Raw genomic sequence first — 15,774 nt, 5'->3', positions numbered from 1 at the left:
CTAAACCCGTAGTCGCTGACGAGGCACGAGGCACGAGGCTGCGATGGGTTGCGAAGCGACCCCCGTTTTGGCGGTCCTGCGGCCCGCATCGCAGCCTCGTGCCTCGACAGCGACTACAACTTCTCTGAAATCTTTTGTATAAAACCACACAAATTAGAGTGACCTATGAGTCACAACGCGCATCTTCACTGTATCGTGTGAAACGTTTGGGCGGGCGCCGGGCTATTTTCAGCTGATTTGTGTGGTTTTTTGCAGGTGTCAGGTGCCCATTTCGCCGCTGTTTTTGCGCGACGAAGCCCTCTTATTGTCAACGCCCCTCGGTTAGCTGAGCGGGTGATCTCCAGCTATTAGTATTGGGAAGCCACAATGATTGGCATTAAAAGCATCGCCAGTTACGTGCCTGCAAACGGCGTAGACAACTACGCTCAGGGCGCGAAGTTCTCCAAGGACGAAGACTTCATTCTGGGCAAGATTGGCTCGGCCTTCTTGCCGCGTAAAGATGCTGACCAGGAAACCTCAGACCTGTGCGTCGAAGCCGTCAACGCACTGTTCGCCAACAACCCGCAGCTCTCGCGTGAATCCATCGACGCGCTGATCGTCGTCACCCAGAACGGTGACGCCGAAGGCCTGCCGCACACCGCCGCCATCGTGCAAGACAAGCTGGGCCTGCCGACCCACGTGGCCGCGTTCGACATTTCCCTGGGCTGTTCGGGCTACGTGTATGGCATCTACGCCATGAAAGGCTTTATGGAAGCCGCGGGCCTGAAAAACGGCTTGCTGGTGACCGCCGACCCGTATTCCAAAATCGTCGATCCCGAAGACCGCAACACCACCATGCTGTTTGGCGACGCCGCCACCGCCACCTGGATGGGCGAAGACGCCACCTGGCAGCTGGGCAAAGCCAAATTCGGCACCGACGGCTCGGGCGCACCGCACCTGAAAGTCAGCGACGGCGTGTTCTTTATGAACGGTCGCCAGGTGTTCAACTTCGCCTTGGTCAAAGTCCCGGCGCACCTGCACGAGCTGCTGGACGAGTCCGAACTCAAAGCCACAGACATCGACGCGTTCTGCATCCACCAGGGCAGCGCAGCGATTGTTGACGCCGTGGCCCGTCGTTTTGAAGAAAGCGAGCCCGAGAAGTTCATCAAGGACATGGTCGAGACCGGCAACACCGTGTCGTCGAGCATTCCGTTGCTGCTGGAAAAGCACGTGATGGACGCCACCTGGAAGCGCGTCGCGCTAAGCGGGTTCGGTGTGGGCCTGTCGTGGGGCTCGGCGATCATCTATCGCGACTAAACACTCGCTTAAACACAAAACGCCCAAGGCCGCAAAGCCTTGGGCGTTTTGCGTTCCATCGCCTCTGTAGGAGCGAGCTCGCCTCGCGATCTTTTAGAAGATCAACAGATCGCGAGGCAAGCTCGCTCCTACAGGCAATGCGCAACCCCTTGAAACACAAGGCATGAAACCCCGCCTGTAAAAAAAATCAAAAAAGCCCTCAAGCATCCTGCCATCACGACGATAACTATTACGAAGGTTCTCTAGGCCACACCCGGCGGTTGCCAGGGCCGGAAGCCGCAGTATTTATCTAATGAGGATTTCGTCATGGCTTTATCCGTAAACACCAACGTCACGTCCCTGACCGTTCAGAAAAACCTGAACAAAGCCGGTGATGCGCTGAGCACCTCGATGACCCGTCTGTCTTCCGGCCTGAAAATCAACAGCGCCAAAGACGACGCCGCTGGCCTGCAAATGGCCAACCGTCTGACTTCGCAGACCAAAGGCATGACCGTAGCGATCGCCAACGCCAACAACGCCAGCTCGATTGCTCAGACCGCTGAAGGCGCGATGCAAGAGTCGACCAACATTCTGCAACGTCTGCGTGAACTGGCCCTGCAAGCGTCCAACGGTGACAAAAGCGCCGACGACCGTGCTGCGCTGCAGCAAGAATTCACGGCTAAAACCGGTGAGCTGACCCGTATTGCTCAAACCACCACCTTCGGTGGCCGTAACATCCTGGACGGTTCGTTCCAGAACCAATCTTTCCAGGTCGGCGCGGATGCTAACCAGACCATCACCTTCGGCATGACCGACATCAGTGCTGCATCGTTGAAGGGTACTTCGAGCGAAGCCACTGTTGCGGGTACCAAGACTTCGTTGACGGCTTCGGTAACGGGTCAGGCTGTGACTTATCCTGGTGCTGCTGATGGTACTGCGGGGTTGGGCAGTGCTGCAGATATCAAAATCAATGGCACTACCATTAAATTGACAGCCGCTTTGGCTGATGCGACAGCAGTTGCTGGTGAAATTAACAAGGCGACTGCTGATAGCGCTGACACACCACCTGTACCTGGTACCGGGGTTAAAGCAACAGTAGTAGAAGGTCGTCTGCAGTTGACTTCGCTTGACGGTAAATCCATCAAGCTGGAAAACGGTGACGGTGCTGATGGTGCAGGTGCACTGAGCAAGATCGGCCTGGCAGCCGGCACGAGCGCTCCTAAGCTTGCCGAAGCGTCCTCTATCAACCTGAACGGTACCGATATCAAATTCGCTGCCAATTCGTCCATTGCTGATGTTGTTTCGTCCATCAACAGTGCAAGCACCGGCGTAACAGCCAGTCTGAAGGATGATGGCACACTGAGTCTGTTCTCCACCAAGGACATCAAGGTTGGCAATGGCAGCACCGCATCGGGTCTGAAAGAGTTGGGTCTGGATGCTGCTGCCGCTGTTGGTACTGCGCCGAATCTTGGTGTTACAAAAGCCGTCAGCCAAGAATCCAGCGTTGCTGACCTGAGCATTCTGGACGCCAACTCGGCTCAGAAAACCATCCAGGCGCTGTCGGGTGCGATCGAGCAGATCGATACTCAACGTGCTGCACTGGGTGCCGTACAAAACCGTTTCGACAGCACCGTGGCTAACCTGCAAAGCATTTCCGAGAACTCGACCGCTGCTCTGGGCCGTGTTCAGGACACTGACTTCGCATCGGAAGCTGCTCAGTTGACCAAGCAACAAACCCTGCAACAGGCGTCCACCGCGATCCTGTCTCAGGCGAACCAACTGCCATCCGCTGTGATGAAGCTGCTTCAGTAATTTCAGCGCGCGGTTGATAACGGAAGGGCGCGTTTACGTGCCCTTTTGTTTTTTCAGTGGTGAGGTGATGACATGGACATGAGCATCAAACTGAATTCCGCCTACCCAACCGCCGTCGGGCCGTCCAGCCCCGCGCCAGCACCGGCTGCCCTTGCCAGGGCTGATGCCAGTGACATCGTGCCGCCAGGCAAACCGCCTGAGCGTATCGAGGTTGAAAAAGCGGTCAGTGATTTACGCGACTTCGCGCAGTCTCACCAGCGTCAGCTGGATTTTTCGATTGATGACACCACCGGCATCATGGTGGTCAAGGTCATCGCCACCCAAAGCGGTGAAGTGATTCGCCAGCTACCTTCAGAAGTGGCCCTCAAGTTGGCGCAAAATCTGGCAGACCCCAACAGCCTGCTTTTTAACGCCAGCGTTTGAAGGTGGCATGAAATGTGATGGTGTTTGTGGCTTCGCTGTTCTTAGCCAATAAAGCGACAGCCACCGAACAAGGAGAATAAAGATGGCCAGTTCAACGATTACCGGCGTCGGTTCGGGTTTCGATACGGTAGGGATCGTCAAAGCGTTGGTGGATGCTGAAAAAGCCCCCAAGCAGGCGCAAATCACCAAGCTGCAAACCACGACCACCACCCAGCTGTCGGCGGTGGGCACGGTCAAGGCGTCGCTTGATACCTATCGTGCGGCCATCGCCAAACTCAACACGGAAGCCAGTTTTAACGGGCTTGCGGGCACGTCTTCTGACGAGAAAATTTCCAAGGTCACCCTGGGCGACAAAGCCGCAAGCGGTACCTATGCGCTTAACGTCACGCAATTGGCCACTGCTTCAAAGGTCACCAGCAAGGTGTTCGAAGGCAGTTCTGCCGTGGTTAACTCCAGCGGCAAAGACACCACGCTGACCATTTCGCAGTCCGATAGCAGTTACGACGTCAAGGTCCCGGCGGGTGCGACGATGCAGCAGACCCGTGACGCAATCAACACGCAGCTGCAATCCAAGGGCATCAGCGCCAACGTGCTGACCGACGCCAACGGCTCGCGTCTGGTCATCAGTTCGCAAACCACCGGTAAGGGCACGGACATTACCCTCAGTGGCGATTCTGAGCTGGCAACTGGCTATGACGCCGGAAAACCGCCGGTCAACGCCGAGTACACCATCGACAACATTGCCATGGAGTCCAAGAGCAACAAAATCACCTCGGCCATCAGTGGTGTGAGCCTTGAGTTGCTGGACACCAAGCCGTCGACCATTACCGTGGCGTCCAACACCACCACCTTGAAGACATCGGTGCAGTCGTTTGTCAGTGCCTATAACGCACTGATGACCAGCATCAACACCCAGACCAAAGTCACTGCAACCGGTGATGCGGCGACGACCACAACCGGTGCGTTGACCGGTGATTCGTCGATGCGCCAATTGGTCAACGGCATTCGTAGCGAACTGTTGCAAAACTCCGGCGGTTCCACCGTGGGCAACCTGGCGCAAATGGGCATCAGTACCGATCAGAAAACCGGTTTGCTGACCCTGGATGACACCAAGTGGAACGCCGCAGTGGCGACCCCCAATGGTCCGACCGAGATTGCCAAGGTGTTCACCGGCGACACCGGTTTGATCACGCGCATGACCAAGGCCACGGACAGTTATGTCGGCACCAGCGGGCTGCTGACCACCCGTGCCGCCGACTTGAACACCAAGTTGACCGATCTGACCGAGCAGCAAAAAGCGCTGGACAGCCGCATGGACACGCTGAAAACCACGCTCACCGCCAAATACACGGCAATGGACGGCCTGATCGCGAAGATCAACGCCAGCAGTTCCAGCATCATGACCACGCTCAATTCGCTGAATAACCCGAAGTCGAATAACTGATTTTTCGGGCATCTGGTGCGGCTTGAGCGCTAAAGCTTTGAGCCCCGGCGCCGACATAAGAAGTAAGACTTAGCCCATTTGTGATGAGGTAGAAACATGAACCCGATGCGCGCCCTTCGTCAGTATCAGAAGGTCAATTCCCACGCTCAAATTTCCGAAGCCAGCCCTCATCGCTTGATTCAAATGCTGATGGAAGGCGGCCTGGAGCGCATGGCCCAGGCCAAAGGTGCGTTGAGCCGTGGTGATATCCCGCAGAAGGCACTGTTGCTGACCAAGGCCGTCGACATTATTGGCGGTTTGCGTCAGGGCCTGGATGCTGACAAGACCGACGACAAGGCGGCGCTGCAGCAACTCGATGACCTGTACGAATACATGGCCGTGCGTCTGACCCAAGCCAATATCAAAAACGATCCTGAAATCATCGACGAAGTCGCGCGCCTGCTAATCACGGTGAAAAGCGGCTGGGACGAGATCGCCCCGCAATCAATCTAATGGCCTGAGGAGTGCGTCATGAGCCAACTGCAACGAATTCAAGAAACCCGCGACGCGCTGATCGATGCCCTGGCCGCGCGCAATTGGGATGCCATCGGCGAGCTGGACTCGGCGTGCCGTGAATGTGTTGAGACAGTACTCGACGAAAGCCCGCTGGACGAAGCGGTGCTGCGCGAAAATCTGGAGGGGTTGTTGGTGGTGTATCGCATGCTGCTGGAGGCTGCTACGGACGAGCGACAACTGGTGGTCGAGCAAATGGCGCAGATCAACCAAGCAAAAAATGCTTCAAAGGTTTACCATTTGTTCGGTTAAGGCATAAGAAGTATAGGGTTAATCCGTTTAAGCGGCGCCATAAATTTGACTGTGTATGTTTTTTTGACTTAACTAGTACGTATTCTGTTTCAGTCGCCTCACACATCCAACAGGATCGAGGCGGCTAGTGTGCTCCACATTATCCGGAGCGCTGAGTTGACTAGGGAAGTTGCTATTGCATGTGGCGTGAAACCAAAATTCTGCTGATCGATGACGATAGCGTCCGCCGCCATGACCTGGCGGTAATTTTAAGTTTTCTCGGCGAAGAGAATTTAACCAGCCCTAGTCACGAGTGGGAGCAGGCGGTTACAGGCTTGTCGTCCAGCCGTGAGGTGCTCTGCGTGCTGATTGGCACGGTGAGCGCTGCTGGCGGAATCTCAAGCCTGCTTAAGACACTCGCAGCCTGGGATGAGTTCCTGCCCATTCTGCTTTTAGGTGATATTTCTTCGACCGAGCTGCCCGACGACCAGCGTCGCCGCGTGCTGTCCAGCCTCGAAATGCCGCCCAGCTACAGCAAACTGCTCGATTCGCTGCACCGTGCCCAGGTCTATCGTGAAATGTACGATCAGGCCCGCGAGCGCGGTCGTCATCGTGAACCCAACCTGTTTCGCAGCCTCGTCGGCACCAGCCGGGCGATTCAGCACGTGCGCCAGATGATGCAGCAAGTAGCCGATACCGATGCCAGCGTGTTGATCCTCGGCGAGTCCGGGACCGGCAAGGAAGTGGTCGCGCGCAACCTGCATTACCATTCCAAGCGCCGCGATGCGCCGTTTGTGCCGGTCAATTGCGGGGCGATCCCGGCAGAACTCCTTGAAAGCGAGCTGTTCGGGCACGAAAAGGGCGCGTTCACCGGGGCAATCACCAGCCGCGCCGGGCGTTTTGAACTGGCCAATGGCGGCACATTGTTCCTCGATGAAATCGGTGACATGCCGCTGCCGATGCAGGTGAAACTGCTGCGGGTGTTGCAGGAGCGCACCTTTGAGCGCGTGGGCAGCAACAAGACCCAAAGCGCCGATGTGCGGATCATTGCGGCCACCCATAAAAACCTCGAAAGCATGATCGAGGTCGGCGCCTTCCGCGAAGACTTGTACTACCGCCTCAACGTGTTCCCGATTGAAATGGCCCCTTTGCGCGAGCGCGTGGAAGACATTCCGCTGCTGCTAAACGAGCTGATTTCACGCATGGAACACGAAAAGCGCGGCTCGATCCGCTTCAACTCGGGCGCCATCATGTCGCTGTGCCGCCACGCCTGGCCGGGCAACGTCCGCGAGCTGGCCAACCTGGTTGAACGCATGGCGATCATGCATCCCTATGGCGTCATCGGCGTGGCAGAGCTGCCGAAAAAATTCCGCTATGTCGACGATGAAGACGAGCATCTGGTCGACAGCCTGCGCAGTGACATGGAAGAACGCGTGGCCATCAACAGCCACACGCCGGACTTCACCACCGGCGCGATGCTGCCGCCCGAAGGCCTGGACCTCAAGGACTACCTGGGCGGGCTGGAACAAGGCTTGATCCAGCAAGCGCTGGACGACGCCAACGGCATCGTCGCCCGTGCGGCCGAACGCCTGCGGATCCGCCGTACCACCCTGGTTGAAAAAATGCGCAAATACGGCATGAGCCGCCGCGAAGGTGAAGAGCAGGGCGACGACTAACCCCGCCCTAACTGTAGGAGCGAGCTTGTCTCGCGATCTTTTGATCTTTTAAAAGCTCGCGAGACAAGCTCGCTCCTACAAGGTCCAGTTTCAATCCTTTGATCTGCATCAACACATCCCCCTTCAGTTCGCCAATGTTATTTTTCGGGCACGGGTATTGCTTTGCTTGGGTTAACGAACCGTTTTATGACGGTCAGCCAAGCGAGAACGTCCCATGCCCCACGCCGCCCAACAGTCCTCGGTCCCTGATCTCGCAGGGGCTGCCGCGTCTCTGAGCAATATGCCCGCCAACGCGGCGCAGCTTGAGCAGGCGTTCTCGCTGTTCAATCAGATGTCGACCCAGTTGACCGACTCCTACAGCCTGCTGGAAGCCCGGGTTGCAGAGCTTAAAGGCGAGCTGGCGCTGGCCGGTGAGCGGCGCGTGGCTGAGCTGGCAGAAAACCAGCGACTGGCCAATCGCTTGCAGCACCTGCTGGACTTGCTGCCCGGCGGCGTTATCGTGATCGACGATCGCGGCCTGGTCAGCGAGGCCAACCCGGCGGCGTGCGAGCTGTTGGGGCTGCCGCTGCAAGGTGAGTTGTGGCGCCAGGTGATTGCCCGCAGCTTTGCGCCGCGTGAAGACGATGGCCATGAAATCTCGCTTAAAGACGGCCGTCGCCTGTCGATTGCCACCCGCTCGCTGGACCCGGAGCCGGGGCAACTGGTGTTGCTCAACGACCTGACAGAAACCCGGCGCCTGCAAGACCAGCTGTCCCGGCATGAGCGTTTGTCGTCGCTGGGGCGCATGGTCACCTCCCTCGCGCATCAGATCCGCACGCCCTTGTCGGCGGCGTTGATCTACGCCAGCCATTTGACTGAACAAACGCTGCCGGTCGAAACCCAGCAGCGCTTTGCCGGGCGCTTGAAAGAGCGCCTGCACGAACTGGAACACCAGGTGCGCGACATGCTGGTGTTTGCCCGTGGCGAACTGCCGCTGGCGGATCGGGTTTCCCCCAAGGCCTTGATGCAAACATTGCAGGCAGCGGCACAGACCCACGTTGAGGGTGTGTCAATGCGTTGGCAGTGCGATGTGCACGGCGGGTTGGTGCTGTGCAACCGCGACACGCTGGTGGGCGCGTTGCTCAACCTCATCGAAAACGCCCTGCAAGCCGGTGCGGTGCGCCTCAAGGTGCACTTATATGCCCGCGACAACCAGTTGCGCCTGTGCGTGAGCGACAGCGGCAGCGGCATCGAACCCAAAGTGCTGGAGCGTTTGGGCGAACCTTTTTTCACCACCAAGGCCACCGGCACCGGGCTCGGTCTGGCTGTGGTCACCGCCGTGGTGCGTGCGCACCAGGGTGATCTGGGCTTACGTTCGCGGCTGGGGCGAGGCACCTGTGCCTTGCTCAGCTTGCCGCTGATTGCCGTTGCAGGGGAGGCTAACTGATGGCGATGCAAATCAAAGTGCTGCTGGTCGAGGATGACCGCGCCTTGCGTGAAGCGCTGGCTGACACGTTGTTATTAGCCGGTCATGACTTCAAGGCCGTCGGTTCCGGCGAAGAAGCGCTGCACGCGGTGGCGGGCGAGGCATTCAGCCTGGTGGTCAGCGACGTCAATATGCCGGGCATGGATGGCCACCAACTGCTGGGCCGCCTGCGCGCCAGCCATCCGCAGTTGCCGGTGCTGTTGATGACCGCCCACGGCGCGGTAGAACGCGCCGTAGATGCCATGCGCCAGGGCGCTGCGGATTACCTGGTCAAGCCGTTTGAACCCAAGGCCTTGCTTGATCTGGTGGCGCGCCATGCGCTGGGCAGCCTGGGCGCGGCTGACAGCGAAGGCCCGGTGGCGGTTGAACCGGCCAGCACGCAGCTGTTGGCGCTGGCGGCACGGGTGGCCAAAAGTGACTCGACGGTGTTGATTTCCGGGGAGTCGGGCACCGGTAAAGAAGTGCTGGCGCGTTACATCCACCAGCATTCCAGCCGGGTCGATCAGCCATTCGTGGCGATCAACTGCGCGGCGATCCCGGACAACATGCTCGAAGCCACCTTGTTCGGCCACGAAAAAGGCTCGTTTACCGGCGCCATTGCAGCGCAGGCGGGCAAGTTTGAACAGGCCGATGGCGGCACCTTGCTGCTCGACGAAATCTCGGAAATGCCCCTGGGCCTGCAAGCCAAGTTGCTGCGGGTGTTGCAGGAGCGTGAAGTCGAGCGCGTGGGCGGGCGTAAACCGATTGCCCTGGATATCCGCGTGATCGCCACCACCAACCGTGATCTGGCCGGGGAAGTGGCGGCGGGGCGCTTCCGCGAAGATTTGTACTATCGGCTGTCGGTGTTCCCGCTGGCCTGGCGCCCGTTGCGCGAACGCACCGCCGATATCGTGCCGTTGGCCGAGCGGCTGCTGGCCAAGCACATCAGCAAAATGAAACACGCCCCGGTGCGTTTCTCGGCGCAAGCCCAGGCGTGTCTGGTGGGTTACCCGTGGCCGGGCAACGTGCGTGAACTGGACAACGCGATCCAGCGGGCGCTGATTCTGCAACAAAGCGGCTTGATAGAAGCGGCCGACTTTTGCCTGGCCGGGCCGGTGACCTATGCGCCGCTGCCTGCGGTGGCGCCGGTCGAGTCGTCCGGCGTATTGGGCGACGACCTGCGTCGCCATGAGTTTGAAATGATCATCGACACCTTGCGAGCCGAGCGGGGGCGGCGCAAAGAAGCGGCCGAACGCCTGGGCATCAGCCCGCGCACCTTGCGCTACAAGCTGGCGCAAATGCGTGATGCGGGGATGGATGTCGAGGCGTACTTGTTTGCCGCAACCTGAAAAACCCCTCACCCCAACCCTCTCCCGGAGGGAGAGGGAGCTTTATCTCGGGTGTTTCTGGATTCAGAGCACGACTTGCAGATTGCAGCGAAGCACCGGTATCCCCCGGTCAGTTCCCTCTCCCTCCGGGAGAGGGCTAGGGAGAGGGGCTTTTGATGTTCAACCTATCCTTTGCGATGTTTTGTAACGTTAATCGTGCGAAAACGACAAAGAGCTGGCACCCTTGTTGCTATACCTCACTACGAGCAGTGAAAGTGTCAAAAAAATGCGGGTCGGCGGAGGCCATAGTCCATGAGCCAAGGTATTGAATTTAATCGATTGATGTTGGATATGCGGGCCATGCAAATGGACGCCATGGCTCAACCGAAATCGGCTGTGCAGGCCGCTCCTGAAGCGGGTGCACCGAGCTTCTCCGACATGCTCGGCAACGCGATCAACAAGGTCAGCGAGACGCAACAAGCGTCGTCGCAGCTGTCCAACGCGTTTGAAATCGGTAAAAGCGGTGTCGACCTGACCGACGTGATGGTGGCCTCGCAAAAGGCCAGCGTGTCTTTCCAGGCGATCACGCAAGTGCGTAACAAGCTGGTTCAGGCGTACCAAGACATCATGCAGATGCCGGTTTAAGGGCGATATTAAGTCATGGCAGATGCACTTCCGGAAAACGTTCCGGCCAAGTCAGGCCTGGGTGGCGGCAAAGGGCCGCTGTTCGGCTTGTCCTTTCTGGACAACCTGGCCGAGATGACCATGTTGCGTCAGGTCGGCCTTATGGTCGGTCTGGCGGCGAGCGTGGCAATCGGTTTTGCCGTGGTGTTGTGGTCGCAACAGCCCGATTACCGGCCGCTGTACGGCAGCCTGGCCGGGATGGACGCCAAGCAGGTCATGGAAACCCTGGCCGCCGCCGATATTGCCTACACCGTTGAACCCAATTCCGGCGCCTTGCTGGTCAAGGCCGATGACGTCTCACGCGCGCGGCTCAAGCTCGCAGCCGCAGGCGTCACCCCTTCAGACGGCAACATCGGCTTCGAAATCCTCGACAAAGACCAGGGCCTGGGCACCAGCCAGTTTATGGAAGCCACGCGCTATCGCCGTGGTCTGGAAGGCGAACTGGCGCGGACTATTTCCAGCCTCAACAACATCAAGGCTGCCCGCGTACACCTGGCGATCCCGAAAAGCTCGGTGTTCGTGCGCGATGAGCGCAAGCCTAGCGCCTCGGTGCTGGTTGAACTGTACCCCGGCCGCTCGCTGGAGCCGGGGCAGGTGATGGCGATCATCAATCTGGTGGCCACCAGCGTGCCGGAATTGATCAAGTCCCAGGTCACCGTGGTCGACCAAAAGGGCAACCTGCTCTCGGATCAGGCGGAAAACTCCGAACTGACCATGGCCGGCAAGCAATTTGATTACAGCCGCCGCATGGAAGGCATGCTCACCCAGCGCGTGCACAACATCCTGCAACCGGTGCTGGGCAATGATCGCTACAAGGCCGAAGTGTCGGCAGACGTTGATTTCAGCTCGGTCGAGTCCACCTCCGAGCAGTTCAACCCTGACCAGCCGGCCTTGCGCAGCGAGCAATCCACCAACGAACAACGCACCGCCAGCAACGGCCCGCAAGGCGTACCGGGGGCATTGAGCAATCAGCCGCCAGCCCCGGCCACCGCGCCGCAGCAAACCGGCCAGGCCGGAGCGGCGGGTGCAGGCATGGTGCAACCGGGCCAGCCGCTGCTGGATGCCAACGGCCAGCAAATCATGGACCCGGCCACCGGCCAGCCGATGCTGGCGCCGTACCCGGCCGACAAGCGCTCGCAGTCGACCCGCAACTTTGAGCTCGACCGCTCCATTAGCCACACCAAACAGCAGCAGGGCAAAGTCAATCGTTTGTCGGTGGCCGTGGTCATCGATGATCAGGCCATCGTCAATCCGGCCAACGGCGAAGTCACCCGCACGCCGTGGAGCGCCGATCAATTGGCGCGCTTCACCCGCCTGGTGCAGGACGCCGTGGGCTTTGATGCCAGCCGCGGTGACAGCGTGAGCGTGATCAACGTGCCGTTCTCCTCCGAGCGCGGCGAAGTGATTGCTGATATTCCGTTCTACTCGCAGCCCTGGTTCTGGGATGTGGTCAAGCAAGTGCTGGGCGTGCTGTTCATTCTGGTGCTGGTATTCGGCGTGCTGCGCCCGGTGCTCAACAACATCACCGGCAACGGCCGCAACAAGCAGGTGGCGGGTATTGGCAGCGATGCCGAAATGGCCGGCATGGGCGGTCTGGACGGTGAGTTGGCAAACGATCGCGTGAGCCTGGGCGGGCCGCAAAGCATCATGTTGCCAAGCCCGAGCGAAGGCTATGACGCACAACTGAATGCCATCAAGAGTCTGGTAGCCGAAGACCCGGGCCGCGTGGCCCAGGTCGTCAAAGAGTGGATCAACGCCGATGAGTGATAACCGAGCTGCCGCCAATGCCAAGCTGACCCGGGTCGACAAGGCAGCCATTTTGCTGCTGTCGCTGGGCGAAGCCGATGCCGCGCAAGTGTTGCGGCACATGGGGCCCAAAGAAGTGCAGCGCGTGGGTGTGGCGATGGCGCAAATGCGCAACGTGCACCGTGAGCAAGTCGAGCAGGTGATGAGCGAGTTCGTCGAAATCGTCGGCGATCAGACCAGCCTCGGCGTCGGCTCTGACAGCTACATCCGCAAAATGCTCACCTCGGCCCTCGGCGAAGACAAGGCCAATGGCCTGATCGACCGCATTCTGCTGGGCGGCAACACCAGCGGTCTTGACAGCCTGAAGTGGATGGAGCCGCGCGCCGTGGCCGACGTGATCCGCTTCGAACACCCGCAAATCCAGGCCATCGTGGTGGCCTACCTCGACCCCGATCAGGCGGGCGAAGTGCTCGGCCATTTTGACCAGAAGGCGCGGCTGGACATCATCCTGCGCGTGTCCTCGCTCAACACCGTGCAACCGGCGGCGTTGAAAGAGCTCAACCAGATCCTCGAGAAGCAATTCGCCGGTAACTCCAACGCGGCGCGTACCTCGCTGGGCGGGATCAAGCGGGCCGCCGACATCATGAACTTCCTCGACAGCTCGATGGAAGCGCAGTTGATGGACTCGATCCGCGACATCGACGAAGACCTGTCCGGGCAGATCGAAGACCTGATGTTCGTCTTCAACAACCTGGCCGATGTCGACGACCGCGGCATTCAGGCGTTGCTGCGCGAAGTGTCTTCGGACGTGCTGGTGCTGGCGCTCAAGGGCTCGGACGACAACGTTCAGGACAAGATCTTCAAGAACATGTCCAAGCGCGCGGCCGAGCTGCTGCGCGACGACCTGGAAGCCAAAGGCCCGGTGCGCGTCAGCGACGTCGAAACCGCGCAAAAAGAAATCCTCACCATTGCCCGCCGTATGGCCGAAGCCGGAGAAATCGTTCTCGGCGGGAAGGGCGGCGAAGAGATGATCTAAGTGAGCAACGGCGAGTCACCCGGGGATGTAATCCGCGCCAAGGATGTCGGTGCTTTCGACGTATGGGGGCTGCCCAGTTTTGACCCCTGGCAGGAAGAACCCGAAGAGCCCGAGCCGGAACCGGTTGAAGAACTGCCCGCCGATAGCGAAGAAGTGCCGCTCGAAGAAGTCCAGCCGCTGACCCTCGAAGAGCTAGAAAGCATTCGCCAGGAAGCCTGGAACGAAGGCTTTGCCACCGGCGAAAAAGAAGGGTTTCACAGTACCCAGCTCAAAGTACGCCAGGAAGCCGAAGTGGCCTTGAATGCCAAGGTCGCCAGCCTGGAGCGCTTGATGGGCAGCCTGCTGGCGCCGTTGGCCGAGCAGGACCAGCAGCTTGAAAAAGCCATGGTCGGGCTGGTCGAGCACATGACCCGGCTGGTGATCCAGCGCGAGCTCAAAACCGATTCTAGCCACATCGAGCAAGTGCTGCGCGACGGCTTGAAGCTGCTGCCGATGGGCGCCGACAACATCCGCCTGTTTATCAACCCGCAAGACTTTGACCAGATCAAGGCCCTGCGCGAGCGTCATGACGAACGCTGGAAAATTGTCGAAGACGACAGCCTGCAACCGGGCGGCTGCCGCATCGAAACCGAACACAGCCGCATCGACGCCAGCATCGAAACGCGGATCAAACTGGCAATGAGCCAGATGTTTGACCAACTGCACGAGCAGTCGCTGCACCCGGCCGCGCCGGACATCGACGTCGACCTGGACCAGCCCCATGCACCTTAAGCGCACCAGCTTCGCCAAGCGCCTGAGCGGCTACGCCCCGGCGGTGTCTTTACCGGCCCAGCCGGTGGTCGAAGGGCGGCTGTTGCGCATGGTCGGCCTGACCCTTGAAGCCGAAGGCCTGCGTGCCGCCATGGGCAGCCGCTGCCTGGTGATCAACGACGACCTCTTTCACCCGGTTGAAGTCGAAGCCGAAGTGATGGGTTTTTCCGGCAGCAAAATCTTCCTGATGCCGGTGGGCAGCGTGGCCGGGATCGCGCCAGGTGCCCGCGTGGTGCCCTTGGCCGACACCGGCCGCTTGCCGATGGGCATGAGCATGCTCGGCCGGGTGCTCGACGGCGCGGGCCGGGCCCTGGACGGCAAAGGCTTGATGAAAGCCGAAGACTGGGTGCCGATGGACGGCCCGACCATCAACCCGCTCAAGCGCGACCCCATCAGCGTGCCGCTGGACGTGGGCATTCGCAGCATCAACGGATTATTGACGGTCGGCCGTGGCCAGCGTCTGGGCCTGTTTGCCGGTACCGGCGTGGGCAAGAGCGTGCTGCTGGGCATGATGACGCGCTTTACCGAGGCCGACATTATCGTGGTGGGCCTGATCGGTGAGCGGGGCCGTGAGGTGAAGGAATTTATCGAGCACATCCTCGGTGAAGAAGGCCTCAAGCGTTCTGTGGTGGTTGCTTCGCCCGCCGACGATGCGCCGCTGATGCGTTTGCGCGCGGCCATGTACTGCACGCGGATTGCCGAATATTTTCGCGACAAGGGTAAAAACGTCCTGCTGCTGATGGACTCGCTGACCCGTTTTGCTCAGGCCCAGCGGGAAATTGCCCTGGCCATTGGCGAGCCTCCTGCAACCAAGGGCTACCCGCCGTCGGTGTTCGCCAAGCTGCCCAAGCTGGTGGAGCGCGCCGGTAATGCCGAGGCCGGGGGTGGCTCGATTACTGCGTTTTATACCGTGTTGTCCGAGGGCGATGACCAGCAAGACCCGATTGCCGACTCGGCGCGGGGCGTGCTTGACGGGCACATCGTGCTGTCGCGGCGTTTGGCCGAAGAGGGCCATTACCCGGCCATCGACATTGAAGCGTCCATCAGCCGGGTCATGCCGTCGGTGGTCAGCGCCGAGCACATGCGCCGGGCGCAGCAATTCAAACAACTGTGGTCACGCTTCCAGCAAGCGCGGGACTTGATCAGCGTGGGCGCCTACGTGGCCGGTGGTGACCGTGAAACCGACACCGCCATTGCTTTGCAACCGGCCATGGTCGCGTACCTGCGCCAAGGTCTGAACGACAACATCAGCCTGGGCGAAAGCGGCGGCCACCTGGCCAGCCTGTTTGCCCCGGCAGCGGGTGGTTAATCGA

The 15,774-nt window shown here is 59.7% G+C and carries 14 protein-coding genes; all 14 read left to right on the top strand.

The window, feature by feature from the left end:
* Window positions 1-366: 366 nt before the first annotated feature.
* Entirely contained in the window at window positions 367-1,296 is a 930-nt protein-coding gene (locus QMX84_RS12365; protein ID WP_153392199.1) for a ketoacyl-ACP synthase III, read from the top strand.
* Between the two features lie 306 nt (window positions 1,297-1,602).
* On the top strand, window positions 1,603-3,087 hold the full coding sequence (locus QMX84_RS12360) for a flagellin (RefSeq protein WP_123752024.1): 1,485 nt from the start codon (window positions 1,603-1,605) through the stop codon (window positions 3,085-3,087).
* A 72-nt stretch (window positions 3,088-3,159) separates the two neighbouring features.
* Window positions 3,160-3,510, top strand: a complete 351-nt coding sequence (locus QMX84_RS12355; protein ID WP_282363909.1) for a flagellar protein FlaG — start codon at window positions 3,160-3,162, stop codon at window positions 3,508-3,510.
* Window positions 3,511-3,592: 82 nt separating this feature from the next.
* Window positions 3,593-4,954 carry a flagellar filament capping protein FliD gene (gene fliD / locus QMX84_RS12350; RefSeq protein ID WP_153329222.1) on the top strand — a complete coding sequence of 454 codons (1,362 nt, stop codon included), beginning with the start codon at window positions 3,593-3,595 and terminating at the stop codon, window positions 4,952-4,954.
* Between the two features lie 96 nt (window positions 4,955-5,050).
* Entirely contained in the window at window positions 5,051-5,446 is a 396-nt protein-coding gene (gene fliS / locus QMX84_RS12345; RefSeq protein WP_048371436.1) for a flagellar export chaperone FliS, read from the top strand.
* An 18-nt stretch (window positions 5,447-5,464) separates the two neighbouring features.
* Entirely contained in the window at window positions 5,465-5,758 is a 294-nt protein-coding gene (locus tag QMX84_RS12340) for a flagellar protein FliT (protein ID WP_282363908.1), read from the top strand.
* A 179-nt stretch (window positions 5,759-5,937) separates the two neighbouring features.
* On the top strand, window positions 5,938-7,413 hold the full coding sequence (locus QMX84_RS12335; protein WP_153351274.1) for a sigma-54 dependent transcriptional regulator: 1,476 nt from the start codon (window positions 5,938-5,940) through the stop codon (window positions 7,411-7,413).
* A gap of 280 nt (window positions 7,414-7,693) precedes the next feature.
* Window positions 7,694-8,839: an ATP-binding protein gene (locus QMX84_RS12330; protein ID WP_282363917.1), complete on the top strand. Its 1,146-nt coding sequence runs from the start codon at window positions 7,694-7,696 to the stop codon at window positions 8,837-8,839.
* A 5-nt stretch (window positions 8,840-8,844) separates the two neighbouring features.
* Window positions 8,845-10,206, top strand: a complete 1,362-nt coding sequence (locus tag QMX84_RS12325; protein WP_282363916.1) for a sigma-54 dependent transcriptional regulator — start codon at window positions 8,845-8,847, stop codon at window positions 10,204-10,206.
* A 291-nt stretch (window positions 10,207-10,497) separates the two neighbouring features.
* Window positions 10,498-10,830: a flagellar hook-basal body complex protein FliE gene (fliE, locus tag QMX84_RS12320; protein WP_048371428.1), complete on the top strand. Its 333-nt coding sequence runs from the start codon at window positions 10,498-10,500 to the stop codon at window positions 10,828-10,830.
* 15 nt (window positions 10,831-10,845) lie between these two features.
* Complete coding sequence (gene fliF, locus QMX84_RS12315; protein ID WP_048371426.1) at window positions 10,846-12,636, top strand: flagellar basal-body MS-ring/collar protein FliF; 1,791 nt, start codon at window positions 10,846-10,848, stop codon at window positions 12,634-12,636.
* Window positions 12,629-13,651 (top strand): flagellar motor switch protein FliG, encoded by a 1,023-nt coding sequence (gene fliG, locus QMX84_RS12310; RefSeq protein ID WP_048371424.1) that lies wholly within the window; start codon window positions 12,629-12,631, stop codon window positions 13,649-13,651. Before fliF ends, fliG begins: the two co-directional genes overlap by 8 nt.
* On the top strand, window positions 13,652-14,422 hold the full coding sequence (fliH, locus tag QMX84_RS12305; RefSeq protein ID WP_123752029.1) for a flagellar assembly protein FliH: 771 nt from the start codon (window positions 13,652-13,654) through the stop codon (window positions 14,420-14,422).
* Entirely contained in the window at window positions 14,412-15,770 is a 1,359-nt protein-coding gene (gene fliI / locus QMX84_RS12300; RefSeq protein ID WP_262126159.1) for a flagellar protein export ATPase FliI, read from the top strand. The genes fliH and fliI overlap by 11 nt, the downstream gene beginning before the upstream one ends.
* Window positions 15,771-15,774: the final 4 nt, after the last annotated feature.

The organism is Pseudomonas sp. PS01297, from assembly GCF_029959305.1.
GTDB classification, from domain to species: Bacteria; Pseudomonadota; Gammaproteobacteria; order Pseudomonadales; family Pseudomonadaceae; genus Aquipseudomonas; species Aquipseudomonas helleri.
This window is presented reverse-complemented; position numbering and strand designations above follow the sequence as displayed.